24 protein-coding genes, 2 tRNA genes and 4 pseudogenes are annotated in these 26,084 nt (G+C 49.7%); 22 read left to right on the plus strand and 8 right to left on the minus strand.

Annotated features, from left to right (window positions below; genetic code table 11):
- Positions 1 to 87: 87 nt before the first annotated feature.
- Complete coding sequence (locus GKO28_RS09100) at positions 88 to 792, plus strand: hypothetical protein (RefSeq protein WP_203564059.1); 705 nt, start codon at positions 88 to 90, stop codon at positions 790 to 792.
- Positions 773 to 1,018, plus strand: a complete 246-nt coding sequence (locus tag GKO28_RS09105) for a hypothetical protein (RefSeq protein ID WP_203564060.1) — start codon at positions 773 to 775, stop codon at positions 1,016 to 1,018. The genes GKO28_RS09100 and GKO28_RS09105 overlap by 20 nt, the downstream gene beginning before the upstream one ends.
- A 166-nt stretch (positions 1,019 to 1,184) precedes the next feature.
- Here the strand turns inward: GKO28_RS09105 and GKO28_RS09110 are convergent, their stop codons facing one another.
- A complete protein-coding gene (locus GKO28_RS09110; RefSeq protein WP_182076047.1) occupies positions 1,185 to 1,754 on the minus strand; it encodes an isochorismatase family protein in 570 nt (189 codons plus the stop codon).
- Positions 1,755 to 1,982: 228 nt separating this feature from the next.
- Here GKO28_RS09110 and GKO28_RS09115 point away from each other — a divergent pair, with 228 nt between their 5' ends.
- From GKO28_RS09115 to GKO28_RS09135, 5 genes are all read left to right on the plus strand, one after another.
- Complete coding sequence (locus GKO28_RS09115) at positions 1,983 to 2,699, plus strand: PilZ domain-containing protein (RefSeq protein WP_182076048.1); 717 nt, start codon at positions 1,983 to 1,985, stop codon at positions 2,697 to 2,699.
- 365 nt (positions 2,700 to 3,064) lie between these two features.
- Positions 3,065 to 3,700: a nucleotidyltransferase domain-containing protein gene (locus tag GKO28_RS09120; protein WP_203564061.1), complete on the plus strand. Its 636-nt coding sequence runs from the start codon at positions 3,065 to 3,067 to the stop codon at positions 3,698 to 3,700.
- A gap of 2 nt (positions 3,701 to 3,702) precedes the next feature.
- A complete protein-coding gene (locus GKO28_RS09125; RefSeq protein WP_182076049.1) occupies positions 3,703 to 4,122 on the plus strand; it encodes a hypothetical protein in 420 nt (139 codons plus the stop codon).
- 503 nt (positions 4,123 to 4,625) lie between these two features.
- A complete protein-coding gene (locus tag GKO28_RS09130) occupies positions 4,626 to 5,024 on the plus strand; it encodes a PDZ domain-containing protein (protein ID WP_182076050.1) in 399 nt (132 codons plus the stop codon).
- A 40-nt stretch (positions 5,025 to 5,064) separates the two neighbouring features.
- Positions 5,065 to 5,409, plus strand: a complete 345-nt coding sequence (locus GKO28_RS09135) for a hypothetical protein (RefSeq protein ID WP_182076051.1) — start codon at positions 5,065 to 5,067, stop codon at positions 5,407 to 5,409.
- 536 nt (positions 5,410 to 5,945) lie between these two features.
- Here GKO28_RS09135 and metH read toward each other — a convergent pair.
- Positions 5,946 to 9,727 (minus strand): annotated as a pseudogene (gene metH, locus GKO28_RS09140) (methionine synthase).
- 256 nt (positions 9,728 to 9,983) lie between these two features.
- Here metH and GKO28_RS09145 point away from each other — a divergent pair.
- The 3 genes from GKO28_RS09145 (at position 9,984) to fabI (ending at position 11,808) form a co-directional block, all read left to right on the plus strand.
- A complete protein-coding gene (locus GKO28_RS09145; protein WP_182076052.1) occupies positions 9,984 to 10,253 on the plus strand; it encodes a hypothetical protein in 270 nt (89 codons plus the stop codon).
- 97 nt (positions 10,254 to 10,350) lie between these two features.
- The gene (locus GKO28_RS09150) at positions 10,351 to 10,794 is read left to right on the plus strand and encodes a hypothetical protein (RefSeq protein ID WP_203564062.1); all 444 of its coding nucleotides are present in this window, start codon (positions 10,351 to 10,353) and stop codon (positions 10,792 to 10,794) included.
- Positions 10,795 to 11,037: 243 nt separating this feature from the next.
- Positions 11,038 to 11,808, plus strand: a complete 771-nt coding sequence (gene fabI, locus GKO28_RS09155; protein ID WP_203564063.1) for an enoyl-ACP reductase FabI — start codon at positions 11,038 to 11,040, stop codon at positions 11,806 to 11,808.
- A 99-nt stretch (positions 11,809 to 11,907) separates the two neighbouring features.
- Here fabI and pta read toward each other — a convergent pair.
- A pseudogene (pta, locus tag GKO28_RS22225) lies at positions 11,908 to 13,960 on the minus strand (phosphate acetyltransferase).
- Between the two features lie 214 nt (positions 13,961 to 14,174).
- On the opposite strand from pta, the gene GKO28_RS09165 reads away from it, so the two are divergent.
- Genes GKO28_RS09165 through GKO28_RS09180 form a run of 5 tightly spaced genes read left to right on the plus strand, consistent with a single transcriptional unit; the run spans position 14,175 to position 16,663 of the window.
- Entirely contained in the window at positions 14,175 to 14,918 is a 744-nt protein-coding gene (locus GKO28_RS09165) for a quinone oxidoreductase (protein ID WP_247646453.1), read from the plus strand.
- Positions 14,890 to 15,150 (plus strand): zinc-binding dehydrogenase, encoded by a 261-nt coding sequence (locus GKO28_RS19705; RefSeq protein ID WP_247646454.1) that lies wholly within the window; start codon positions 14,890 to 14,892, stop codon positions 15,148 to 15,150. The genes GKO28_RS09165 and GKO28_RS19705 overlap by 29 nt, the downstream gene beginning before the upstream one ends.
- Complete coding sequence (locus tag GKO28_RS21370; RefSeq protein ID WP_182076054.1) at positions 15,147 to 15,494, plus strand: YqiA/YcfP family alpha/beta fold hydrolase; 348 nt, start codon at positions 15,147 to 15,149, stop codon at positions 15,492 to 15,494. The genes GKO28_RS19705 and GKO28_RS21370 overlap by 4 nt, the downstream gene beginning before the upstream one ends.
- Positions 15,475 to 15,723, plus strand: a complete 249-nt coding sequence (locus tag GKO28_RS21375) for a YqiA/YcfP family alpha/beta fold hydrolase (protein ID WP_182076055.1) — start codon at positions 15,475 to 15,477, stop codon at positions 15,721 to 15,723. The genes GKO28_RS21370 and GKO28_RS21375 overlap by 20 nt, the downstream gene beginning before the upstream one ends.
- 16 nt (positions 15,724 to 15,739) lie before the next feature.
- Entirely contained in the window at positions 15,740 to 16,663 is a 924-nt protein-coding gene (locus GKO28_RS09180; protein WP_182076056.1) for a Dyp-type peroxidase, read from the plus strand.
- Positions 16,664 to 16,791: 128 nt separating this feature from the next.
- Here the strand turns inward: GKO28_RS09180 and GKO28_RS09185 are convergent, their stop codons facing one another.
- The 4 genes from GKO28_RS09185 to GKO28_RS09200 all read right to left on the minus strand — a co-directional run bounded on the left by GKO28_RS09185 (position 16,792) and on the right by GKO28_RS09200 (position 18,806).
- A complete protein-coding gene (locus tag GKO28_RS09185; RefSeq protein WP_182076057.1) occupies positions 16,792 to 18,009 on the minus strand; it encodes an LTA synthase family protein in 1,218 nt (405 codons plus the stop codon).
- On the minus strand, positions 17,975 to 18,451 hold the full coding sequence (locus GKO28_RS09190; RefSeq protein WP_182076058.1) for a hypothetical protein: 477 nt from the start codon (positions 18,449 to 18,451) through the stop codon (positions 17,975 to 17,977). The genes GKO28_RS09185 and GKO28_RS09190 overlap by 35 nt, the downstream gene beginning before the upstream one ends.
- A gap of 159 nt (positions 18,452 to 18,610) precedes the next feature.
- A tRNA-Lys gene (locus tag GKO28_RS09195) sits at positions 18,611 to 18,683 on the minus strand.
- Between the two features lie 50 nt (positions 18,684 to 18,733).
- Positions 18,734 to 18,806, minus strand: a tRNA-Lys gene (locus tag GKO28_RS09200).
- Positions 18,807 to 18,962: 156 nt separating this feature from the next.
- Here GKO28_RS09200 and gloA point away from each other — a divergent pair.
- The 7 genes and pseudogenes from gloA (at position 18,963) to GKO28_RS09235 (ending at position 24,939) form a co-directional block, all read left to right on the plus strand.
- Positions 18,963 to 19,344, plus strand: a pseudogene (gene gloA, locus GKO28_RS09205) (lactoylglutathione lyase).
- 77 nt (positions 19,345 to 19,421) lie between these two features.
- A pseudogene (locus GKO28_RS09210) lies at positions 19,422 to 20,815 on the plus strand (sodium:proton antiporter).
- Positions 20,816 to 21,484: 669 nt separating this feature from the next.
- Complete coding sequence (locus GKO28_RS21380; RefSeq protein ID WP_203564064.1) at positions 21,485 to 21,991, plus strand: hypothetical protein; 507 nt, start codon at positions 21,485 to 21,487, stop codon at positions 21,989 to 21,991.
- Entirely contained in the window at positions 21,975 to 23,027 is a 1,053-nt protein-coding gene (locus tag GKO28_RS21385) for a hypothetical protein (RefSeq protein WP_203564065.1), read from the plus strand. Before GKO28_RS21380 ends, GKO28_RS21385 begins: the two co-directional genes overlap by 17 nt.
- Positions 23,020 to 23,538, plus strand: a complete 519-nt coding sequence (locus GKO28_RS21390; protein WP_203564066.1) for a hypothetical protein — start codon at positions 23,020 to 23,022, stop codon at positions 23,536 to 23,538. Before GKO28_RS21385 ends, GKO28_RS21390 begins: the two co-directional genes overlap by 8 nt.
- Positions 23,495 to 23,887, plus strand: coding sequence for a hypothetical protein (locus GKO28_RS21395; protein ID WP_203564067.1), 393 nt, complete (start codon positions 23,495 to 23,497; stop codon positions 23,885 to 23,887). The genes GKO28_RS21390 and GKO28_RS21395 overlap by 44 nt, the downstream gene beginning before the upstream one ends.
- A gap of 260 nt (positions 23,888 to 24,147) precedes the next feature.
- The gene (locus GKO28_RS09235) at positions 24,148 to 24,939 is read left to right on the plus strand and encodes an inositol monophosphatase family protein (RefSeq protein WP_182077446.1); all 792 of its coding nucleotides are present in this window, start codon (positions 24,148 to 24,150) and stop codon (positions 24,937 to 24,939) included.
- Positions 24,940 to 25,016: 77 nt separating this feature from the next.
- Here the strand turns inward: GKO28_RS09235 and GKO28_RS09240 are convergent, their stop codons facing one another.
- Positions 25,017 to 25,865, minus strand: coding sequence for a 23S rRNA (adenine(2030)-N(6))-methyltransferase RlmJ (locus tag GKO28_RS09240; protein WP_182076059.1), 849 nt, complete (start codon positions 25,863 to 25,865; stop codon positions 25,017 to 25,019).
- Between the last annotated feature and the right edge of the window lie 219 nt (positions 25,866 to 26,084).

Genomic DNA, 26,084 nt, shown 5'->3' on the forward strand with positions numbered 1-26,084 from the left:
TGATACGCCACATAAGCCGATTAAGATTTTTTGTAATTATTCGGTCAAAACTGCGTAAAATCTCGGTAAACGAATCCGAGTCTACTCATGCCTAATTCACTGCACACCAAAATCGCTCAACGTCAGTCTGGTATCTTGCTGTATGGCATTACGCCGCCCAAGGCCAATAACACGCCGGAAAAAATCGCTGAGATTGCCGCGCTGCAAATTGAGCGCATTGCGCCGCTGGGCTTGGATGGTTTGGTGTTGTATGACATTCAAGACGAGGCCGATCGCACGGATGCCACGCGGCCGTTTCCGTTTATGGCGACGCTCGATCCGCTGGTGTATAGCCGGGATTACCTTGCGGCGTTAACCATAGCCAAAATTGTGTACCGCTGCGTGGGCAAGTATGCGCCTGCGCAATTTGGCGCTGATTTGTTGGCGATGAATGATGGGGTGTCGGTGTTTGTTGGCGCGGCCTCTCGCCAGCAGCAGGTATCGCTCACCGTGGCGCAAGCCTACGCGCTGCGCCGCGAGGTGAATCCCCATCTGCTAGTCGGTGGCGTGGCGATTCCGGAGCGGCATTTAGTCAAAAACGACGAGCATTTGCGCGTGGCGCATAAGGTGACGGAGGGCTGCTCTTTCTTTGTGACGCAATGCGTGTACAACGTTGAAGCGGCCAAGAATTTTTTTGTCGGATTACTACTACGCTTGCCAACAAACTGGCACGGCGATGGTGCCGATTATTTTCACCATTACGCCATGCGGCTCGGTGAAAACGCTGGAATTTATGCAGTGGCTAGGGATTAGCATTCCTAAATGGCTAGAGAACGACCTGATTCATTCCGGCGATATTTTGGCCAAATCAATGGATGTATGTAAGGGTATATTCGCCGAGCTATTGCAATACGCTAGCGAGAAGGGAATACCTGTAGGTTGCAATATTGAGAGCGTCGCCATTCGTAAAGACGAAATCGAAGCCTCGCTGCAATTGGTGCGTGATGTGCAGCAGATGTTTGTCGCCACGCGGGCGTAAGCGCTACAGGCATTCGGTTTCGGTTTATCCCTTTCACCGCGGCCATTCAAAAAATAGCCAAAAGCCTCGCATCTGCGAGGCTTTTTTGTAGGTATTGCTGGCTAACTATTACGCTAAAAACCTTTAAGCCAGATACCCACTTTGATGATGTTCAGCATGTTGCGGTTTAGGTGAGTAGTGGAAAAGCCACCGCCCCTGCTGGTGTTGCCCAGTTTTTAACCAACTCTGCAATCATGGCATTGGTGCTGGTCAGCCGTACGCCCGCAAACGCCATGCGGCGGTATGACATGTCTTCGGCGATGGGATTGGAAGAACCACATGCGTCACAGACAACTTGGACATCAAATCCTTCCTCTTTGGCGCTGATGGCCGGTCCGACCATGCACACATCGGTGGTTACACCGGCCATTACAAAGTTTTTTTTACCGGTATTGCGACAGGCCGCAGCAAAAGCAGGGTCGTCCCAAGCGTTGACGACGCCCTGACGCTTGATGCGTGCCGCGTAGGCTTCGGGTAATGCTTCTTGCAGTTCGGGCATTAACGGGCCTTGCACATTCACGTTGGTTTCTTGGCTAGAGGTGAGAACGACCGGCATGTTGGTGCCTGCGGCGAAACGAGCCAGAATCAAGACATTGCGTTGCAGTAGCGCGATTGGCGTCGTACTAGCCCAAGTATTGGTGCCGACTTGATGGTCGATTAAGATGATGGCGGTGTCATCAAGGTTGAATTGTTTCATGGTCTTTTTTCTGCGTGTGGGGACGTTGCAGCTTAGGCAAAGAATATGCAATTACCAACGGCCACCGAGCGCTTTGCCATTTCGTATCGAATTCATCCTGTATCAGGTCATAATTATTTGCGACTTAAGGTATGGCTTTCTTGCTGCAAGTTGTTGATAAATTAAATATTGTCCTTGTTTTTACTTACTTTTTGAGTCATCTTTCTGGGGTCGATATGGGAGTTTGCAATGAGCCAAATCAATCCAGTAGCAGCAAACAAGGTCGAGCTAGACCACGCGCAAAAACTCGCTCTAAACCAGTATTTATTGGACGGTAAAGCGCTGTTTATTAGCCTGCCACAGACCAATATGATGCCGATTCGCGCTCAGCTATTGCACGTGATTGCCGGGCAAACGCTGCTAATTCGACCGCTGATCAAGTCCGACCAACTTGATATCCGCGTTAAATTAAATGGTGCCGCCACCCTGAGCGTACGGCTGGCCGTACCCAATGGCGTGCTGTGCTTTGAGTCCAAGCTGATCCCCCAGCCACAGCAGCCGCAATGGACAATCGGTTTGCAATGGCCAGAGCAGATGCGTATCGAACAAAGCCGCCACTTCTCGCGCGTGGCCTTACATCAAGTGCTGCTGGTGGAGCGCACCGGCGATATGCGCCGCCGCGCCATGCTGCTGAATTTATCTGAACAAGGCATGCAAGTGGAATATCACGCCGCCTTGGGCATGATTGGCGATGAGCTACATGTATCGCTGGAATTACCCTTTGATGAAGGCGCAATCTCGGTTGAGGCCAATGCAATTATTCGCAGCAAATTTAGCGAAATCAGCGAAGACCATGTGCTGCATGGCTTGGAATTTTGCAATTTAACCGCAGCCGCCAATAGCAACATTCAACGCTATATGCAGCAAAGATTAAGCGCCCAAAACGACGCCGCGATGCCGGTTTAATTACGCCATTTGGGGCGAACAGCCAGCGTTTCATCCCACAGTAGCATTCAAAAAAGCCTCGCAGTTGCGAGGTTTTTTGCGGGTATTACTGGCGAAGCATTGCTCAGCATCACCTGCAGGCAAATACATCGATAAGTAGGACGGGTTAGCCTTTAGGCGCACCCCGCAGCAAGTCCCCTTGGGGGATAAGCCGCCAATCTGATACAGGAATCACCTGATTGGAAATCAAAGGGGTCAGACTCGATTGATTCCACGGAAAACTAGAAATCAATCGACTCTGACCCCATTGATTTTCATCGCAATCAGCGCGGGTCTCGACCCGCCCTACATGCCGGCATCCAATCAAACCCATTTTGGGTTCGATCATGCCCAAAATGGGTTTTGATTTCTTGACCATACACAAATTGGGTTTTATCATGCCCAATATGGGTACTTATACAGATGCGCTTTTTAGCAAAACTCAGCAGCGGGTGCTGGCGGTGTTGTTCGGCCAGCCGCAACGCTCTTTCTATGCCAACGAAATCATCGCTTTGGCGGGCGGCGGCTCGGGCGCGGTGCAGCGCGAGCTGGCTAAATTGGCCGATGCGGGGCTGATTAAATCGCAGCGAATTGGCAATCAAAACATTATCAGGCCAATGCCGATGCGCCGATTTATGCCGAGCTACGCAGTATTGTGGTCAAAACCTTTGGACTCGCTGACGTTATACGTGTGGCCCTTGGTCGATATTTGGCCGCAGATTGAGCTAGCCTTGGTGTATGGCTCGGTGGCCAAGGGTAATGAACACGCTGCTGCGAGTGATATTGATTTAATGGTCGTGGGCGAGCAGATATCGCATGCGCAGTTGCTGGCAGCATTGCTACCGGCGCAGCAAACTTTGGGTCGCCCTATCAATCCAACCAACGCTCTACACTGCTGCGGAATTCACCCAGCGCGTGATGGAAGGACGATCGTTTATTCGCCGCGTGCTGGAGCAGCCGAAAATTTTTGTAAAGGGGAATGAGGATGATATCGCCCGACTTAGCGCCGCTTGAAAATCTGGCGAAGATTGGCAAATTAAAGCCCGAGCCATCCGATGCACGCGAATCGGCTGGGTTGATCCGCTCGGCCACGGTTCGGTTGCATGATGCGCGCAATACCGCGCTCTCAATCGAGAGCCGTTTTGATCTGGCCTACAACGCGGCGCATTCCGCCGCATTGGCCGCGCTACGCGCTGCGGGTTTTCGTAGCGATAATCGTTATTTGGTGTTTCAGTGCTTGGCGCACACCTTGAGCTTACCCGCCGCAGAGTGGATTTTGCTCAATCAAGCGCACACCAAACGCAATCTGGCCGAATACGAAGGTGATTTAGAAGTGACCGAGAGCTTTGTCGCCGAGCTCATCGAGCAAGTAGAGCGGGTATTGCAAGCGGTGAAGGATTTGTAATTCGAAGATTTGTAATTCGGATTTTGCTAACTTGAGCTGAAGAAAAGCCTCGCATCCGCGAGGCTTTTTTGTGGGTATTGCTGTCTAAGCATTGCTTAACAATACCTGCAAGTAAATACATCGATACGTAGGGCGGGTTAGCCTTTAGGCGCGCCCCGAAGCAAGTCCCCTTGGGGGATAACCCGCCAATCTGATGCAGGAATCACCTTTCGTAATTTGCGCGAAATCAAAGAAATCAAAGGGGTCAGACTCGATTGATTCCACGGAAAACTAGAAATCAATCGACTCTGACCCCATTGATTTTGTAAGTCATTGTAGTGGAAAGCGATTCCGTTGCTTTCCACTGTTGACAGACAGGTGTTAAGTGTCGTTATAATCTGATCTTTATAAGGGTAAATACTTAGTCTGGGAAAATGGAATGAAATACAAATTATTGATTGTGCCTATTTGCGTAGCAATTTTAACGGGTTGCATGACCTTTCAAGATGCAATGGTTGCTTCTGATGGAAAAAACTTATAACTGTGAAAGTACAGGTGGGGGCATTGGCCTTGGTGCAATTATTGGAGTGGCTGCTGCTGCCGCATCAAAAGGCATTTGTGTAAATAGCTACGAAAAATTAGGTTATATCAAGGCAACAGAAGCTTCAACGGTGGGCTTAAAACTGGAAGAGAAAGAAGGCAAAGTTTTTATTAAAGAATTGGGCGATGGCGGCGAACTTGAAAAAGTAGGCGTTAAAGAAGGAGATCAATTGCTTAGCGTTAATCAGGATTCGATTAGTACCATTGATGGCGCTAAAAAATCATTTTTTGGCAAGAAAGGAAGTATTGTCAAAGTGGTTTTATTACGCGGAGATGAAGCATTAGAACTAATGGTGCAACGTAATCAATCGGTTAAATTTTAAATTAATTTCAAATTGACTAAGTTTTTTTGGGAGTCACCCTGTGGAAAAAGCAATTGAAAATAAACCACCTTTGTATGGTTTGCTAGTTATGCTTGGTATTTTGGCTTTAATCGTGGGCTGTATCACGACTCTTTATGTTTGGTCGCAGATGGGAATGTGGGCAGGATTGTTCGCGCTGTTTCAAACCGTTGTGCTAGGTGCTGTATTACTTTGTTTTCAATGGATCATTGAAACATTGGGTGGCTTGGATGTGAAGGTTGATAATAATAAAATTGAAAGACAAGGCAATCATCAATCAATAGCTGAAAAAATAAGTGTGCCAAATCATGAAATTTTGCAAAAACTCTATGATTTGGAGAACCATATTAAACAATTGAAGATTTAATAATTAAGCACCGAATATTGGGCTGCGCAGGCTTAGCCCAACTTACGATTTAGTTTTATCAACCCGCTCTGAACTGCCTTCGTGATGGCGGAATCAACTTGGCGGGTTACGCCTTCGGCTAACCCGCCCTACGAAATCGATGTATTTTCTTGCAAGCCTTTATTTACAATGCCTAGAGAACAATACATCGATTTAAAATCCAACCTCGTTGCGCTGCGGGAGATCCCGTGTAGCAAGCCGAGCGAGGAACAAGCGGGGCGGGGTTTTTGCGATCATTGTTTGAGGCCGCAGGCCGAGTTTTGATCGCAACCGCCTCGATTGTCCGCAGTGAGGGCACGGGCGTAGCCCGCGTAGATACCCGGGTCGCCTTTCTTTGGCCCACACTTTCTTTGGCGAAGCAAAGAAAGGTGGGTGCCGCGCGGCATTAGCGCGACTCACGATGCAATATCACCATTGAAACAGTCATAACAAAAAAGCCTCGCATTCGCGAGGCTTTTTTAATGGGTATTGCTTGCTAACTAAAACTAGATAAAACCTTAAGCCACATACCCCAAGTTTGGCGCTAAATCGCGCTCGGCTTGGACTAAGCTCACGCCACGGCGTTGGGCGTAGTCTTCGACTTGGTCGAGGGTGATTTTGCCGACGCCGAAGTAGCGGGATTGGGGGTGGCTAAAGTAAAAACCACTCACCGCTGCGGTTGGCAACATGGCGTAGCCTTCAGTCAGCGTCATGCCGATGTTGGGCGCGTTGAGCACTTTGAATAAATCGACTTTTGGCGTGTGGTCAGGGCAGGCAGGGTAGCCCGGCGCTGGGCGCACGCCGACGTATTTTTCGTCGATTAAATCGTCGTTGCTCAGTGCTTCATCTTGGGCGTAGCCCCACAGTTCAGTGCGAACGCGGTAGTGCAGGTGTTCGGCAAAGGCTTCGGCAAAGCGGTCGGCCAGCGATTTAAGCAAGATGGCGTTGTAGTCGTCGTTGGCGTCTTCAAAGGCTTTAACCGGCGCGTCGATGCCGATGCCGCCGGTAACGGCAAAGGCGCCGATATAGTCTGGCACGCCGCTTTCTTTGGGGGCGATAAAGTCGGCCAAGCACCAGTTGGGTTTGATGTCACCGGTTTTGGGTTTGGGTAATTGCTGGCGCAGATTGTGCCACGTCATGGCGACTTCGCCAGTAGCTGGGTCGTACAACTCGATGTCGTCGTGATTAACGCTGGCAGCGGGGAAAAAGCCAATTACGCCCGCAGCGGCGATCCATTTCTCGTCGACGATTTTTTTCAGCATGGCTTTGGCATCGGCGTACAAGCTACGCGCGGCTTCGCCGACGATTTCGTCTTGCAAGATGGCCGGGTAGCGGCCGTGTAATTCCCAGCTTTGAAAGAACGGCGTCCAGTCGATAAAGGGCTCGATATCGGCCAAGCTATAGTCGGTATATTCACGCACGCCAAGAAAGCTAGGCTTTGGCGGGGTATACGTTGACCAATCAGGGCTAAATTTATGCGAGCGCGCCTCATTCAAGCTAATCAATTTAGTGCGATCTTTGCTTTCAAAAATCTCGCGCGCTTTGGTGTATTCGGCTTTCACGCCAGCCACAAACGCCGGTTTTAACTCATCGCTGAGTAGATTCGAGCACACGCCCACCGCGCGGCTGGCGTCGGCAACGTAGATGACTTGGTCATTTTGATAATGCGGCTCGATTTTAACGGCGGTATGCACTTTGGATGTGGTTGCGCCGCCAATCAGCAGCGGAATGGTAAAGCCTTGGCGCTGCATTTCTTTTGCCACGTGGCTCATTTCTTCCAGACTTGGCGTAATCAGGCCCGATAGACCGATGATGTCGGCGTTGATTTCGCGCGCGGTATCGAGAATTTTTTGCGCCGGCACCATCACGCCCAAGTCGGTGACTTGGTAGTTATTACAGCGCAGCACCACGGCGACGATGTTTTTGCCAATATCGTGCACATCGCCTTTGACGGTAGCCATCACGATCACGCCTTTGGCGGGTTCGTCTTGCAGGCCGAGGGCGATTTTTTCGGCTTCGATAAATGGCTCTAAATGCGCCACGGCGGCTTTCATCACGCGGGCGGCTTTCACCACTTGCGGCAAGAACATTTTTGCCGGCGCCAAACAAATCACCGACCACGTTCATGCCGGTCATTAAATGCCCTTCGATGACATGAATTGGCCGTTCCACCGAAACGCGAGCAGCTTCGGTGTCTTCGATAATAAAGGTGGTAATGCCTTTGACCAGCGAATGGGTAATGCGCGCTTGCAGCGGTAATTCGCGCCAGCTTAAGTCTTCCCCTTTGGCCACATTGGCGTCGCCTTTAAAGGCTTCGGCCAGCGTAATCAGTGCCTCGGTCGCGGCTAGGCAATCGAAGGCTTGGTCGGCTGAAGCCGACCCTACGGTTGCCGTTGTAGGTCCGACTTTAGTCGGACTATTTCGCATCAACACCACCGATTCAATCGCATCGCGCAGCGTCGGTGCCACTTGGTCGTAGGTTTCTAGCGCACCGGCGTTGACGATCCCCATCGTCATGCCTTTGGCAATGGCGTGGTACAGGAATACGGCGTGAATTGCTTCACGCACTTTGTTATTGCCACGGAACGAGAAGGAGACATTCGAGACGCCGCCGCTGATTTTGGCGTGCGGCAGATGGTGCTTAATCCAGCCGGTGGCTTCGATAAAATCGAGGCCATAGCGCGCGTGTTCGTCGATGCCGGTGGCAACGGCAAAAATATTCGGGTCAAAAATAATATCGGCAGGGTGAAAGCCAATTTCGTCGACCAAGATGCGGTAGGATTTTTCGCAAATTTCGATTTTGCGCGCATAGGTGTCGGCTTGGCCCAGCTCGTCAAACGCCATGACGATGACCGCCGCGCCGTACATTTTGAGCAATTTGGCTTGCTCAATAAATTTGGCCACACCTTCTTTCATCGAGATTGAATTGACGATGCATTTGCCCTGCACGCATTTAAGGCCGGCTTCGATGACTTCCCATTTGGATGAGTCGATCATGATGGGCACGCGGCTAATATCGGGCTCGGCAGCAATCAGGTTGAGGAAGGTGACCATCGCCTTGTGGGCGTCGAGCATGCCCTCGTCCATATTGATGTCGATAAATCTGCGCGCCGTTAACCACTTGTTGCCGTGCTACATCGAGCGCGGCGGTGTAGTCGCCAGCCAAAATCAAGCGGGCAAAGGCTTTTGAGCCGGTGACATTGGTGCGCTCACCCACGTTCACAAATAAATCATGATCGCCGATATTAAATGGCTCTAAACCAGAAAGTCGGCACTTGGCTTCGATGCTGGGTTTTTTGCGCGGCGGCAAGTCTTTTACCGCTTGATACATCGCGGCAATATGCTCGGGCGTGGTGCCGCAGCAGCCGCCAATAATATTGGCAAAGCCCGATTCGGCCCATTCACGAATATCGACGGCCATCATGGCGGGGTCGAGATCGTAGCCAGTGGGCGCTAGCGGGTTTGGCAGACCGGCATTGGCGTGGACCGATACATAGCAGTCCGAAATCCGGCTCATTTCTTCTACATACGGGCGCAGCAAATCGGGGCCAAGCGCGCAATTCAGACCAAACGAGATCGGGTCGGCGTGGCGCAGCGAATTATAAAAAGCCTCGGTGGTTTGCCCGGTGAGCGTGCGGCCCGATTGATCGGTAATGGTGCCGGAAATCATAATCGGCAATTCTTCGAGCTCGGGGCGATCAGCGAAGTATTTCTTAATTGCAAACACCGCGGCTTTGGCGTTGAGCGTATCAAAAATGGTTTCCACCAATAAAATATCCGCGCCACCTTGCACGAGGCCGTCGATGGCTTCGAGGTAAGTTTCGACCAGCGCATCAAACGTCACATTGCGAAAGCCCGGATCGTTGACATCCGGAGAGATCGAGCAGGTGCGGCTGGTTGGGCCGAGTACGCCAGCGCAAAAGCGCGGTTTTTCTGGGGTTTTTGCCGTTTGCGCCACGCACAGGTCTTTGACCAATTTGGCGGCAGCAAAATTGAGCTCCCAGACTAATGCTTGCATTTCATAATCGGCCATCGCAATCGCGGTGCCGTTAAAGCTATTGGTTTCGATAATGTCCGCGCCAGCATCAAGGTAGGCTTGGTGAATATCGCTAATGATGTGTGGCTGGGTCAGCACCAGTAAATCGTTATTGCCTTTGACGTCGGTATGCCAATCGGCAAAACGCTCGCCACGGTATTGCGCTTCATCGAGCTTATATTGCTGGATCATCGTCCCCATGCCGCCATCCAAAATCAGGATGCGTTGTTCAAGTAAGCTTTGCAGTTGCGCGAAACGAGTCATGAATGAATCCAAAAAAATAAGGCGATGAACCTGACACTTTACCATGCAAAAGCGAGCTTGCCTTACCACTAACCGCGATTTTCCGCAGCAAAAGGTGACTATTTTGGTAAAAATGCCGCGCTAGAGCGGGCTTAATGCATTTTTTTATTGCGATAGAGCGGCATAAGCTAAGCGTATGATTTAGTGGAGTTCTTCCTATGCCGCGTGCCATTGCTATGCCCACCTTGAAAGTGCCGAATGTGTCGCGGGTGCATCCTTGCAGGCGCGTACTCAAGCGGCGGATTCTCAGGCTTGGCAGTCGGAAATCGCGGCGGCCAAGCAGCGCTCAGCGCCCAATCGGGTCTTGGCGGCGCAGCGTACTGAATTACAGATCAAACCGATTAGCACTTTTCCGCATGTATCCTCGATGCTGATTCAGCAAATGCTACCTCCCCGTGGGCTATCGCAAGCTCGCATGATGGCTTATCAAGCTGTTGCTGACGATGAGTCCACAGAGGTTGGTCAGCTAGTTGATTTGTTGGCTTAATTTCTGATTTCACCTGTTATCGGCTAAGACGTGTGATTGCCATTTTCGGCTGGCGCTGAGGCAGCTATGCTGCAGCATGTTGGTTTTACGGTGGCGCATGATGTCTGAGATTATGGTTTCCCGGAGTAATCCTTTGGCTCGCGCAGCCAATGGCATGAATAATGCCGCTGCGGCGATGCTTGAGCTGCAAAAATCGCAGCGATCAAACGCCGCCGATAAGCCCGAGCCGTCGGATTTAGCGTCGCGCCGCAGCGCAGAAAAACCACCCGTAGATGCGGTTTCGATTTCGGATGCCGCGAAGAAAAAGCAGTCCGAAGACGCCGAGCAAGTCACCGAGCAAGTCGCCAGCCAACAAGCACCGAGCCCAACGCCGCCAGCACCACCAGCTACGGCGGCGAAAGCGGCAGAGCCCGCGACTGAGCCGGTAGCAAAACCCGCCAATTCACGGCCTGCCGCAGCGGCGGCCGCTCAATATGCGCAGCAACAAGCTAGCGCCAAGACCCAATCCAGCGCCACCCCCAATATCAGCGAAACCGCTTAAATCAGATTGGCTTTATTGCTTGCGTGTCGATCAGGCGTTCGCTTGATTGATCGCATTCGTGTGCGCTTAATTTGGCTTTTTTTTTGCTTTGCCGCAAGGCGATGGCGCTTGCTGGCGTAGCTGGTAAAAAGCGCGTATCGGCGCTTTAAGCTTGCGAGTATGATTTTTGGTGAAGAGAGTGCGGGTTTGCTGATCTTGGGTGTGTTACCCAGACCCAAGTCTCTCGCATTCATGGAGAAAGCAATGTTCGTGGGTTCTTTAGCAGGAAAAGTCGCGCTGGTAATGGGGATTGCCAACGAAGATTCAATTGCCTATGGCGTAGCCAAAGCGTTAAAAGCGCGTGGTGCCGAATTGATTTTGACGTATCAAACCGAAAAAACGCTGAAGTATATTCAGCCCATCATCGATGAATTGCAGCCCGGTATCGTGCAGTTGTGCGATGTGCAAGATGAGGCGGCAATGGTGGCGGTGTTTGCCGCGATTGCGCAAAAATATGCGCATCTTGATATTGCGGTGCATTCAATTGCCTTTGCCCAAAAAGAAGATTTACATGGCCGCGTGGTCGATAGCTCGGCGGCGGGTTTTGCCTTGGCAATGGATGTGTCTTGTCATTCGTTTATCCGCATGGCGCATCGCGCCGAGGCTTTAATGGATAGAGGTGGCACGCTATTGGCCATGAGCTATTACGGCGCGGAAAAAGTGGTCCCCAATTACGGCATGATGGGGCCGGTGAAAGCCGCGCTCGAAAGCTCGGTGCGCTATATGGCCAGCGAGCTTGGCCCGAAAAAAATCCGCGTGCACGCGGTGTCTCCCGGCCCAGTTAAAACCCGCGCCGCCAGTGGCATTCGTGAGTTTGATTTGTTGATTAGTAATGGCGCGGGTAGCGCGCCACTGCGCGAATTGCCGGGAATTGATGACGTTGGTGAGGCGTGCGCCTTTTTGTGTGAAGACGGCGCAGCGCGGATGACAGGTAGCACTTTGTATATTGATGGCGGGATGAATATCCTCGCTTGATGGGCTATAGCGTGTTGTGTAGTCATAAAAAAATACCCCAGTTTAAACTGGGGTATTTTTATGTAAGCCATTAAATATAATGGCTAGACGCACATACGTTTAACCTAGCATTTGCTCAGCTTGAATAGCAGTCAATGCAATCGTGAACACGATATCGTCGACCAAAGCACCACGCGACAAGTCATTCACGGGTTTACGCAAGCCTTGCAGCATTGGGCCAACGCTGACCACATCGGCACTACGTTGTACCGCTTTATACGTGGTATTACCGGTGTTCAAATCAGGGAAAACAAACACTGTGGCTTGACCCGCAACCTGACTACCCGGCGCTTTTTGCTGACCGACTTCAAGTACTGATGCCGCATCGTATTGCAATGGACCATCAATCATCAGTTGTGGATGGCGCGCTTTGGCGATTTCAGTCGCGCTGCGTACTTTATCCACATCGACACCGGTACCTGATTGACCGGTTGAGTAGCTAATCATTGCCACTTTTGGATCAATACCAAAGGCTTTGGCTGAGTAAGCACTTTGCGCGGCGATTTCGGCCAATTGATCGGCGTCTGGGTTTGGATTCACTGCGCAATCGCCGTAAACCAAGACTTGTTCTGGCATCAGCATAAAGAATACCGAAGACACAATCGACGAGCCCGGTGCCGTTTTGATCAATTGCAAGGCCGGACGAATGGTATTGGCGGTGGTATGGATTGCACCTGACACCAAGCCATCGACTTCATCAATCGCCAACATCATGGTACCGAGTACCACATTGTCTTCGAGTTGACGCAAAGCTTGGATCTCAGTGAGACCTTTGCTCTTACGCAATTCAACCATTGGTGCTACGTATTGCGCGCGAATTTCTTCAGGATCTAGGATTTCCAGCGAAGCGGGTAAAGTCAAACCTTGTGAAGCGGCAATGCCTTCAATCACTGCGCGATTACCCAGCAATACGCAGCGCGCGATGCCTTTTTCTTCACAAGCAATCGCCGCATTAATCGTGCGTGGCTCTTCGCCTTCTGGCAAGACAATGCGTTTATTGGCATTGCGCGCTTTTTGAATTAACTGGTAACGGAACGCTGGTGGGCTTAGGTGATGCGCGCGCCTTTGGTTTGTACGCCCACATGCAAAGCGTCGCTATCGAGTTGTTCGGCGACTGAATTCATCACCAAGCTCATCCGATCTTTGTCGTCTGCTGGCACGGCGGTTGGTACTTGGCTAATTGCCAGTGCGGTACTAAAGCTATCGCCTTCGGTACGCAATACTGGAATACCGGTGTGGAAGGCCATTTCAGTAAAGGCGCGAACGGTTTCATTGAGTTCGGTATTGTGCGTCAAGATCAAGCCGGCCAATTGCACGCCGTTGCTGGCAGCTAAGGCGGTGGCCAAAATCACATCATCACGATCGCCCGAGCTGACAATCAACGCGCCGGGTTTGAGGCGACGAATGACTTCAGGTACGGCGCGAGCGGCAACCACAGTTTCGGCAACGCGGCGTTTGGTGAGTTCACCCTTAACGATGATCTCGGCATTTAAATGCAAAGCGACGTCAATCGTGCGCGGTGCGAGTAGTTTTGAATCAAATTGCACCACGCCCCAGACTTTGAGCTCGCCGATTTCGGCTTGTAGCGCGGCTTTATCAAAGTCGGTAGGCGCTTTGTTGAGAATCACGCCACCACTTGTACGCCTTCATTGCGAAATTGACGTTCGGCGATTTTGATTTCTTCGCTAATGTTTTTTTCGCTAGCGTCGCTCACCAAAATCACCGTGGCTTGCAAGCCCAGTGCCATTTCGGTATTCAATTGGGTGGTAAAAGGATTGCTTGGATCTGGATGCAAGCCTTCAACTACTAACACATCGGCATCTTTACCGGCGGCCATGCTCATGGTGATGATTTCTTCGAGTAAATCATCAGTTTCGTCGATTGAAACTTGTTCAATCGCGTAGTTGGCTGGCAAGGCATCAGGAACGTCAAGCTGGCAAATTTGGCGGGCAAAGTGCGTTGAGCGTTCAACATCGCAAACATTGCGATCTTGAGCAACCGGTTTAACAAAACCGACTTTAAGACCTTGATTTTGCAGGCAACGGACCACGCCTAAAGTGACTGAAGTCAGGCCGACATTTAAGCGAGTTGGAGCGATAAAAAATGTTTGCATTGGAGAAACCTAAGTCTAGTGCACCCGTAACAAGGGCAGATCGCGTGACTATAACGCGGCTAAGGTTTTCTTTATATGACACAACTCTATTTTTGATGAATTTATTAGCGGTACTTTTCCCAACTTACTTTGTGCAATGCTTACCTTTTGCCTCACTTTCTCCAGCGCGGTTGGGCTTGCTAGAATAAGATAGAAGATCAATAAGGAGATACGAATGCAAACCGTGCGAATTGAAATCGAGCAGCAAGGTGGTCCTGAAGTGATGCAATTACTGACGGCTGAGCTGCCGCCACCTGGTGCGGGAGAAGTATTGCTTAAGCATTTAGCCATTGGCCTGAATTTTATTGATACCTACCACCGCAGTGGCTTGTATCCAGTGAGTTTGCCTTCGGGATTGGGCTTAGAGGCGTGCGGTGTGATCGAGGCCTTGGGCCATGGGGTGCATGATTTAAAAGTGGGTGATCGAGTGGCTTACGCCGGTGGGGCGGTGGGGGCGTATTCGACGTATCGCATTGTGGCTGCCGATAAATTAGTGCTGGTGCCCGATGGCGTTGCCGATGAAGTCGCGGCGGCCACCTTACTACGTGGCATGACGGCGCAATATTTATTAAAACGCACTTTCCCAGTGCAAGCAGGGCAAACGATTGTATTTCATGCTGCCGCTGGCGGCGTAGGGCAGATTGCTTGCCAATGGGCGCAGGCGTTGGGTGTGCGGGTGATTGGCACCGTGGGCTCGGCTGCTAAAGCAAAAATGGCCGCAGCTTGGTGTGATCATGTTCTGGATTATAACGACGCCACTTGGCCGCAGCAGGTGCGAGATTTAACCGAAGGGCTAGGGGTTCCAGTGGTGTATGACGGCGTGGGGGCGGCAACGTTTGAAGGCTCGCTCGATTGCTTGGCTTTGCGTGGCATGCTGGTGAGTTTTGGTAATGCATCGGGCGCTGTGCCGAGTTTTTAACCCGGGCATTTTGGCGCAAAAAGGCTCTTTATTTTTGACTCGCCCGACCTTGGGGCATTACACCGCCAATCGCGGTGAATTGGTAGAAACGGCGCAAGATTATTTTACTGCGCTGGCACAGCACCGCATCGTGCCGGAAATTGGTCAGCGTTATCCTTTGGCCGATGTGCAGCAAGCACATCGTGATTTAGAGTCGCGTAAAACCACCGGATCGACTGTGTTAATTCCATGAAGTTGATTTTTCTACATGGATTTTTATCCAGCCCGCTATCGCAAAAAGCGCAAGATACGGCGCAGTGGATGCGCGAGCAAGGGCTGGGCGAAAGCTTTATTTGCCCCACCATTCCGATGGAGCCGGAGGCTGCTGCGAACATGCTGCGCGACTTACTCACGCCACTTGATGGCGACTTTTGTTTAGTGGGTAGTTCTTTAGGTGGTTTTTTTGCCACATGGGCGGTGGAGACGTTTGGCGGGCGGGCAGTGTTGGTGAACCCTGCAGTGCAGCCTTATCACTTGATTGATCAATATTTGGGTGAGCAAAAAAACTATCAAACTGGTGAAAATTCACCATATTGACGATGATTTTGCTGATAAACTTTGTCAGCTTGAGCGCCGGCCTACTGACTTAAGTCGCTATTGGCTGCTCACGCAAACTGCCGATGAAGTACTCGATTATCGAGATGCGGTGCAATGGTATACCGGCTGCCGACAAAATATTATTTCTGGGGGCGATCATAGCTTTGTCGATTACCCTCACTGGTTAGCTCAAATTTGGGCCTTTGCCAATCAAGGCCCGACTCATTAGATAGAAAAGGAATGGCGTGTCTACACCACAAAGTGGCATTCTGCCCCCACCATCCAGTCATGGTTTATTTTTATTATTTCGCCGCCGCTTAGGTCGTCGCGCTGATGCAGAATTAAAACAATTTTTTGCCAAGCTACCGATTAAATCTGATGAACTGGCTGTGGCTAATCCGGATGCCGCGTTTTATTCGGTATTGGGATTTGGTGCTGAAATGTGGCCTGAATTTTATGCTGAGAGTAAACCGGCGCAATTACGTAGTTTTCCACGAATTGCCGGTGCCATTCATCCTGCGCCGGTGACTGCGGCCGATGTGGTTTTGCATTTACGCGCGGAGCGTTACGACGTTTTGCACGAATTTGCCAATATGGTGGTGCAAGGCACTAGCCATTGCTTGGATGTGATTGATACCACACATGCATTTCGCTACCAAGATAAGCGTGATTTAACCGGTTTTATCGATGGCACTGAAAATCCCGAAGATGACGAGCGCAGTGGGGTGGCTTTAGTGGCGAGCGAAGATGCCGATTGGGCCGGTGGCAGTTATTTGCATGTGCAGCGCTATGTGCATCGCTTAGATACCTGGCATAAATTACCGGTTAAACAGCAAGAGGCAGTGATTGGTCGCACCAAGGTCGATAGTGTTGAGATGTCGGATGAAGACAAGCCGCTGACGGCGCATATTAGCCGAGTGGTGATTGAGGAAGAGGGCGAAGAATTGGCGATTTTGCGGCATTCTTTACCGTATGGCACACCGGGTGGCGATCAAGGTTTGTATTTTGCTGCGTATTGCAAAACGCCGAGTCATTTTGAAAAAATGTTGGCCAAAATGATTGCGCCGACCTTAGATGGTCGCGTGGATCATTTACTTAATTTTAGCCGTGCAGTGACTGGCGCCGCATTTTTTATCCCAAGTCGCGAGGCTTTAGCGCGTTTGGTGTAACGTTGGCAGATGAAGTCAAAAAGCCGCGCATATTAGCGCGGCTTTTTTGTTGGCTTGCGTTTAAGTGGCAGTGTCCTTGGGTATTTTAATGTGGTCTTTATGAATAATGGTCTAGAGCAATATACCCATTAGTCAAACAAACGCTCTGCATACAGCGCTTCGGGGAAGACGTTTCGCCACCATAGGCCGGGCTGATAAAACGCGGTATTGCTGGCGCAGCGCTCGGCTACAGCGGCGTAAAACGGATCTTGGCTTTGGCTTAAACGCGCTAATTCAGCCGGCAAACAAAACAAAGGACGGCCTTGTAATTGCTCGGCCAATTGCTGCGCTTGTTCTGGTTGGCGGCTGTCTTTGATATACAGCGGCACATCGCCGCGCACTTTATTTTGTTGTTGGCTCAAGATGCTTTTAAATTCTAAACGGCCGTTTTTAGATGGGCTGAAGAATTGCCGATCAAAAATCCCGCGATCTAAAAATTCTTGGTTTAAGCCCGGTTTATGGTCGCCAAAAATCACAATCACCACGTCGCGTTTGCGCTGTTTGGCGCTGGCTTCGAGCTGCTTAGCAAACACTGAAAACGCATCAATTGCTTCACCTAAGCGCAGTTGATATTGGCTTAAGCCACTATCTTGATCTGCAATAAACGGGCCGTGCGTCATCACGGTGACCAAAAACATAAATTGCTTTTGCCCTGCCGGAGCGGCTTGATAGCGCGCTAAGGCATTGTTGTAGAGCGTTTGATCTTTGGGCCAGCCAGCTTTTCTATCCCAATACATTTTTTCGACAAACTGCGTTTGCGCAAAACCCAGTTTGGGATAAACCTGTTTGCGCTTCCAAAAGGTGCTGAAGTAATTGTGCATGCCAGTGGTGAGGTAGCCCACATCCGCCAATGAATTGGGGAGTGCGCTCATTTTGTCGGCAAATTGGCCGGCAAAGTTTTGAAAGTCGATGCCCGGCAACATATACGCTGACAAGCCGGTGAGCGCTTCAAATTCGGCCTCGGCCGTGCCGCCACCATAAACCGGGCTAATTACTCGTGTTTCGCTAAAGCCCGCTTGGCTTAATTGCGCCATTTGCGTGATTAAACGCGGGTCGCTATAGCAAGACTCGCACATCACCACCACGATATCGGGGCTGGTCGGTGCATTTGGGGCGGCAAGTTGGCGCGAGTAAAACGAATGCGGACCAGCTTTGGGTTTGTGCGCGGTTTCTATGGTGAGAATTAAGTGGCCTAAAATGCCGTTGTCTTTGGCATTGACCCGGAAATTGTAATTTGAATATTTGCTGCCCAAATATTGATGCATCACCGGCTTAGCATACGCCGATAGTTTGCCGGTCCGATCCAATTGCATGCTCAATAAAAACACACAGTGCCAGCGCCAAGCTCAGACGTGTTTTACTTAGGCGTGGCCGCCGCCATAATCCATAGCCAATGGCGCCGATGGTAATCAGGGCATAGGCCCAGATCTGCCAGTTCATATAGTCGGTCATGGCCATACCCTGACCAACCTCAAATAAATCAGCGCCAAGCAGCGGCTCGCTGGTGGCGACTTCTTTGATGTAGCTGATATTGAGCAGCAGCCCTTCTAGCGCCAAGGTGGCCGCAACGGCTGCCCAACGCTGTAAAAAAGCGGCAAAAAAGAAATACAGCAACACTGAAAAGCCAACACGCGGCATATTCCACTGTGTATCGACCAAAAAGCGCCCACCAATCACCGCACAGATTGCGAGTAGGTCTGGGAGCAATGGCCGGATTTTGTTAAGCAGCGGATGAGAAAATAACTTCACGTAGCAGTCGTCATTCAATTTAAGGAAGCCGGATTATAAAGCTTTGATGACAGTTTGCTATTGGGTAATAAGTTTGACTGATTAGTGGCGTAGCAGCATTTGGCGAGCAGATAGCAAAAAGCCCAACTTTGCAGCTGGGCTTTTTACAAGTATTGAGTGTGGGTCGTGCGGGATTCGAACCTGCGACAAATGGATTAAAAGTCCACTGCTCTACCAACTGAGCTAACGACCCAACGAAGGGTATTACAATTCTAAACTTAAACTCCCCTGCGAGAGGGTGTGTGGGTCGTGCGGGATTCGAACCTGCGACAAATGGATTAAAAGTCCACTGCTCTACCAACTGAGCTAACGACCCTGAGCTGCTTCGTTCAGAGACAGCGATTATAGATGATTTTAATTTGGCGTCAACCCCTTTGTGTAAAATAATTTAAAAAGATCGCAGTAATATGCCACTGCATTACAAAACAGCCATCGCGTACAATGATTTGCATCTTTGACCGAGGGGAGTGCTATGCGTTTATTACATACCATGTTGCGGGTTGCTAACTTGGAGCGTTCGATTGCATTTTATTGTGGTGTACTAAATATGTGTTTATTGCGCCAGCAAGATTATCCAGAAGGGCGCTTTACTTTAGCTTTTTGTCGGTTATGGTGCGGAGTCGGAGCAGTCGGTGATTGAGTTGACGCACAACTGGGATGTTGCTGAGTATCAAATGGGGACGGCTTTTGGTCATTTGGCGATTGAAACCGATGATATTGTGATGAGCTGTGAGGCAGTTCGGGCCAAAGGTGGCGTTGTCGTGCGTGAGCCAGGTCCAATGAAGCACGGTAGCACGGTGATCGCTTTTGTCGAAGATCCGGATGGTTACAAAATTGAATTTATTCAGAAGTAAGGGGTATTGCTAGCTACTGCATTCTATATATAGGTAGCAAAGCAATACATTAGTTAATGTTTAACTGAGTGGTCTCAATGATTAAAAAACTAACTTGGCTGTTGGCCTTATTGCCTGGTTTGGCAATGGCGGCAGATTTTTGACGGTGCGCAACTGTCTTTATTATGGGCAGCACCGTTTGCAGGTTTATTGCTGTCAATTGCGCTGTTTCCGATTTTTGCACCGGCTTTTTGGCATCATCATTTCGGCAAGATCTCGGCTTTTTGGGCGGCAGCGTTTTTGCTACCGTTTATCACTAGCTACGGCATGGCGCCTGCGGCAGGTATCGTGGTGCATGCGATGTTGGCGGAATATATTCCGTTTATTCTGATTTTGTTTGCGCTGTATACCGTATCAGGCGGGATTTTGGTGAGCGGTAATTTACATGGCTCGCCAAAAATGAATACCGGCATTTTGGCTTTGGGCGCGGTAATGGCCTCGCTGATGGGGACGACTGGCGCTGCCATGTTATTGATTCGTCCATTGCTTAAAGCCAACGATAATCGCCTACACAATGTGCATGTGGTGGTGTTCTTTATCTTCTTGGTGGCCAATATTGGTGGCGGTTTAACGCCGCTCGGTGATCCGCCATTGTTCCTGGGGCTTTTTGAAGGGCGTTGATTTCATGTGGACGGTTGAGCACATGATGTGGCCGGTGCTGTTTGCTGCGGCGATCTTGCTGGCCATGTTTTACGCCATCGATAGTTATTACTATAAGAAAGAAGGTGTGTTGCCGGTTGATCGGACGCCAGATAGCAAGATCGAATTTTTCGGTTTATGGAATTTTGGTTTAATTGGCGCGATTATCGCTTGCGTGGTGATGTCTGGCATTTGGAAGCCGGGCATTGAATGGAACATCATGGGTACGCATGTTGAATTGCAAAACATCGTGCGCGATGTGCTGTTGGTGCTGATTGCTTTGGTGTCTTTAAAGTTCACTAAAAAAGAAATCCGTGCGGGGAATGATTTTAACTGGGGCCCGATTTTAGAAGTCGCCAAACTGTTTGCCGCGATCTTTATTGCCATGGCGCCAGCGATTGCAATTTTGCGCGCTGGGGAAGCAGGGCAAATGGCCAGCTTGGTAAAAATGGTCACTGCACCGGATGGCATGCCGATTGATTATATGTATTTCTGGATGACGGGGGTGCTGTCGGCCTTCCTAGATAATGCACCAACATACTTAGTGTTCTTTAATCTGGCCAGTGGCGATGCGGCGCATCTGATGACAACAATGGCATCGACTTTATTGGCGATCTCATGTGGTGCGGTGTTTATGGGCGCGCTGAGTTATATCGGTAATGCACCTAACTTTATGGTGAAGGCGGTGGCTGAAGACCGTGGCGTCAAAATGCCAAGTTTCTTTGGTTATATGGCTTGGTCTTGTGTTTGCTTATTACCGGTATTTATTTTGATGACGCTGGTGTTCTTTTAAGTTTGGATTCACGCGTTAATTGATATAAAAAAGGTCAGCTTTGCTGGCCTTTTTTTTGTTCGGCAATTGCGTGTGTAGCTTCGGTGTTGGTTGCAACGGTTTTTTGCGTTATTTCGGAGTCGATCGGTGCGGTACGACAAATCCGCGTTGAGCGCGGTAGAGATTGATCGTGGGTGGGCTGGGATGCTCGATCGCTGCGTTATCGGCGAGGGCGCTGTTGTTGTATTTTATTTTTGGCTGATGGTGATTAAATCGGCAGAACTGCAATTTATTTACAGTAATTACATGCTAGTAAGGATGTGGCATCGTAGAGTGGCCTTAGTTTTTGCAAAAATCTCTGCAGTACGGTGAGCGTGGCAACGTCAATCAAGCTGAATAAAAATAGGGAACTTAAAAGCGTATTTATTTACATATACATTCATATTCTTGACGCATTAAGTTAGCATCATCGTCGGAGTGGCGAAGACGCTAGTTAAATAGAGGTAGATTGAGTCTATTTCTTGCGTTGTATCAAATGGAAACTATGGAGATCGCCATTGTCATGCTGCTCATTTGATTTGTATCAGTAGCGCACAGCGTAGTCTCCGTATACTGCATTACATCAGGTGATTTGCTGTGGAGTCGATCACCGAGCAATTAACACTATCACAACCCCGAAGAGGTTTAACCGTGGCTCAACTATCAAAAGAACAAATTGGTAATATGCATCGTTACTTTCAGGCAGCGAATTACCTGTCTGTAGGTCAGATTTATTTGCTCGACAACCCAATGTTGAAACTACCGCTCAAACGTGAGCACATCAAGCCACGTTTGTTGGGTCACTGGGGTACGACTCCAGGTTTGAACTTTATTTTTGTTCACGCCAATCGCGTGATTGTTGAGCGTGATGTATCGATGATTTACATCACTGGCCCTGGTCATGGTGGTCCTGGTTTTGTTGCTAATACTTGGCTCGAAGGTTCGTACGAAGAATTCTTCCCAGCGATTGATCGCACTGAAGCAGGTATGCAACGCCTATTCAAGCAATTCAGCTTCCCTCGCGGTATACCTTCACACGTAGCGCCAGAAACCCCAGGTTCAATGCACGAAGGTGGTGAATTGGGTTACAGCGTATCGCATGCCTACGGTGCGGCTCTGGATAATCCAGACCAAGTGGTGATTGCTGTTTGTTGGTGACGGTGAAGCTGAAACTGGCCCATTGGCTGCGTCTTGGCACTCAACGAAATACATCCACCCGATTAATGACGGTTTTGTATTGCCCATCTTGCATTTGAACGGCTACAAAATTGCCAATCCAACACTTCTTGCCCGTATGGACAAAGAAGAAGTGACTAACTTGTTCAAAGGTTATGGCTACGAGCCAATCTTTGTTGAACTCAAACAAGAAACATTCAACGACAAGCTCGATACATTCGACCAAATCCATATTGATATGGCTGCGGCAATGGACTTGTGTATGGATAAATTTGCGGCGATTCGTGCTGCGGCCATTGCAGAGCAAGAAGCAGGCAAGCCAATCACTCGCCCACGTTGGCCAATGATTGTAATGCGCACGCCTAAAGGCTGGACTGGCCCGAAAGAAATTAAAGGCAAAAAAGTTGAAGACTACTGGCGTAGTCACCAAGTGCCATTCTCTGATATCGATGATGAGAATGTGATCAACTTGGAAAACTGGATGCGCTCGTATCAAATCGAAACCTTGTTTAATGCTGATGGTTCAGTGAAACAAGAATTGGTTGATTTGGCACCGAAAGGCATTAAACGCTTTGGTTCAAACCCAATTGTGCACGGTCAAGTTTCGAAAGACTTGAAAATGCCAGACTTCCGTAAATATGAAGTGAAGTTTGCGAAACCAGGTACTGAAAACGCCGAAATGACGCGCGTAATGGGTAAATTCCTCCGCGACGTGATGAAAGAAAACGAAGCTGAGAAAAACTTCCGTATCTTCGGCCCAGATGAAACTGCATCTAACCGTTGGAACGACGTATTCGAAGTATCGGGCAAAACTTGGTTGGCGAACTTCTTTGAAGAAGACAAAACCAATGACTTCTTGCAACAAGATGGCCGTGTTATGGAAATCTTGTCTGAGCACACTTGCCAAGGTTGGCTCGAAGCGTACAACTTGACCGGTCGTCACGGCTTCTTTAGCTGCTACGAAGCGTTTTCCCACGTGATTGATTCGATGTTTAACCAACACGCACAAAATGGTTGAAAACAACGAAACACATCAACTGGCGCGCAAACCAATTCCGTCGCTCAACTACCTGTTGACTTCACACGTTTGGCGTCAAGACCACAACGGCTTCTCGCATCAAGATCCAGGTTTCTTGGATCACGTGATCAACAAGAAAGCGGAAGTGATTCGTGTGTACTTGCCAGCTGATGCCAATACTTTGTTGTCGGTGACTGACCATGTATTGCGCTCACGTCATTATGTGAACGTAATCGTTGCTGGTAAACAACCAGCATTGCAATACCTGACTATGGATCAAGCGATTAAGCACGCTACCACTGGTTTGGGTATCTGGGACTGGGCATCGAACGACCAAGGCGGCGAGCCAGATGTAGTTATGGCGTGTGCGGGTGAAATCCCAACCATGGAAGCATTGGCGGCAACTGATTTGCTCCGTCAACATTTCCCAGATCTGAAAATCCGCTTCGTTAACGTTTTGCGATTTGATGACACTGCAACCGCAAGAAGAACATCCACACGGCTTGTCTGACCGCGAATTTGACGCGATCTTCACGACTGACAAACCAGTGATGTTTGCCTTCCACGGTTACCCATGGTTGATCCATCGCTTAACTTACCGTCGTAACGGCCACGCTAACATCCATGCTCGTGGTTACATCGAAGAAGGTTCTACTTCGACACCGTTCGATATGGTTGTGGTGAATCAGTTGGATCGTTTCAACTTGGCCATCGACGTGATTGATCGTGTACCACACCTGCAAAAAATCGGTGCTCACGTTCGTCAAAAACTGGTTGGTAAGTTGGTTGAACATGCTGAGTACATCGCCGAAGTGGGTGATGATATGCCAGAAGTGAAAGAATGGAAGTGGACTTACTAAGCAATTTCACCCTGTAAAGGGTGATTGTTAAAGCGTGAACAGCCCGTGCCTTTTGGTGCGGGCTTTTTTATGGCTGATCCAAATCAAGGTTAGATGGGCGCTAAGTGAAAGCCCCGCAGCGAAGACGGTCTGAGTCCGATACAATATAAACTTGCTAGGGGCTGCTGGCTTTTGCTTGGCCGACCGGAAAACCAAACGTCAACAAACCCTGCAACGTCGTTTGTCATAATGAAAAGAGATTGATCGTGCTACAGCCAAAAATGAGCGAAACGCTATTAGCTTTATGTGCCATTGCACGTGAGGTCGCAGCCACAGAAATCATGCCGCGCTATCAAAAAGTCGTTGCTGAAGTGAAGCATGACGGCAGTTTGTTTACCGAGGCCGATTTGGCGGCGCAAACAGCATTGCAACGACTATTGCCTGGTTTGCTCGATTGCCCCGTTTTGGGCGAAGAAATGACGCAGGCGGAGCAAGAGCAACTCTGGGCCGCGCATGCCGATGGCCTGTGGGTGGTCGATCCGATTGATGGCACAACTAATTTCGCGCACGGCTTGCCCAATTTTGCTGTGTCGATTGCATTGATGCGTCAGCATCGTCCGGTGTTGGCCGTGGTGTATGTGCCGGTATTGGATGAATGCTTTGCTGCGGAGGCAGCTTGCGGCGCATGGTTAAATGATGAGCGTTTGCCACGGGTGCGAGACGAGCGTCCTTTGTCTGGTGCGATTGCTTCGGTTGAAACCAAATGGTTGTCTGGGCATTTAGCGACGCGAATCGTGACCTTGAATCCCTATCACAGTCACCGCAATTTTGGTGCATCCACCATAGATTGGTGCTGGCTGGCGGCGGGGCGCACAGATGTTATGTTGCATGGCGCGCAAAAACTCTGGGATTACGCTGCAGGGGTGTTGATCCTACTGGAGTCGGGCGGACAAGTTGGCTCGATTTTCCATGATGATTATTGGCAAGAAAATCCTTGGCATCGCAGCGCGGTCGCCGCGCGAACACCGTCGCTTTATGCTGCTTGGCAGGTATGGGTGCAAGCTAATAAGTAATGTATTGTGTTGCAGGCTTTAATAAATAATGGCTAGGTGTATATACCTAGCCATTATTTTATTCCACGTTGCTGAAATTAAGCCGCTTGTTGTTCAAGTAGATATTTAGCGCCATTATCTAGGCCTAAATGTTGAACTAAGTAGGGCATGATTTCTTTAAGTTCATTATTTAAAGTCCACGGCGGATTCAAGATAAACATCCCGCTGCCATGCATACCAAAACCATCCGCGCGTGGCGCATGCACGGTGAGTGCAACATGTAACCAGCTTTTTGCACCGAGCTTTTTTAATTTCTCAGGCATTTGCTTGGTTTCGGCCCGCGACAATTGCGGATACCACACCGCATATGTGCCCGTCGGAAAGCGCTCTAGCGCTTCTTTCAGTGTTTCAACCACCCGCACGTAATCATGTTTTTCTTCATACGGCGGATCAATCAACATCAAAGCCCGACGCGGTGGCGGCGGTAATACGCTTTTGATGCTGGCAAAACCATCTGCTTGCACCACTTTGGCTGCGCGGCCGGCATCCAGAAAGTTTTCCGCCAGTAACTTGCTGTCACTTGGGTGCAATTCAAATAAACGTAATTTGTCGTCCCTGCGCTGCAAAGCCTGCGCCACATATGGTGAGCCAGGATATAACTGCAAATGCGCGCTACCTGCGTTTAAATCTTTTACAACATCTATATAGCGTTGCAGTGGCGCGGGTAAATCAGTGCGCTGCCATAATCGCGCAATGCCGGTTTCGAACTCGGCATTTTTGGTCGCATAGCCTTGCGTCAATGAATACACGCCCGCCCCGGCGTGCGTATCGATATACCACCAAGGTTTGTCTTTCTGATTCATATAATCGAGCAGCATCACCTCGATGCAATGCTTGAGAACGTCGGCATGGTTGCCAGCGTGAAAGGCGTGACGATAACTGAGCATATATATACATATAAAAAGAGCTTGAATGCGCTAATTGTACTCGTTCAGGCGTTTTGCTTATGTTTTGATTGAGTTAATGGCGATTTTTTATCCGCATATTAAATGGGCTTGACGCAGCTTCAACGATTGCGTTTGCGTTTCTGTCAATTTTAGATGTTATTAAAATCAATGGTTTAGCGTGTTGGCGTTGTTTTATTTGCAACTAGGTGTTGACGGACT

This window comes from Deefgea sp. CFH1-16 (assembly GCF_016881365.1).
Taxonomy (GTDB): Bacteria; Pseudomonadota; Gammaproteobacteria; order Burkholderiales; family Chitinibacteraceae; genus Deefgea.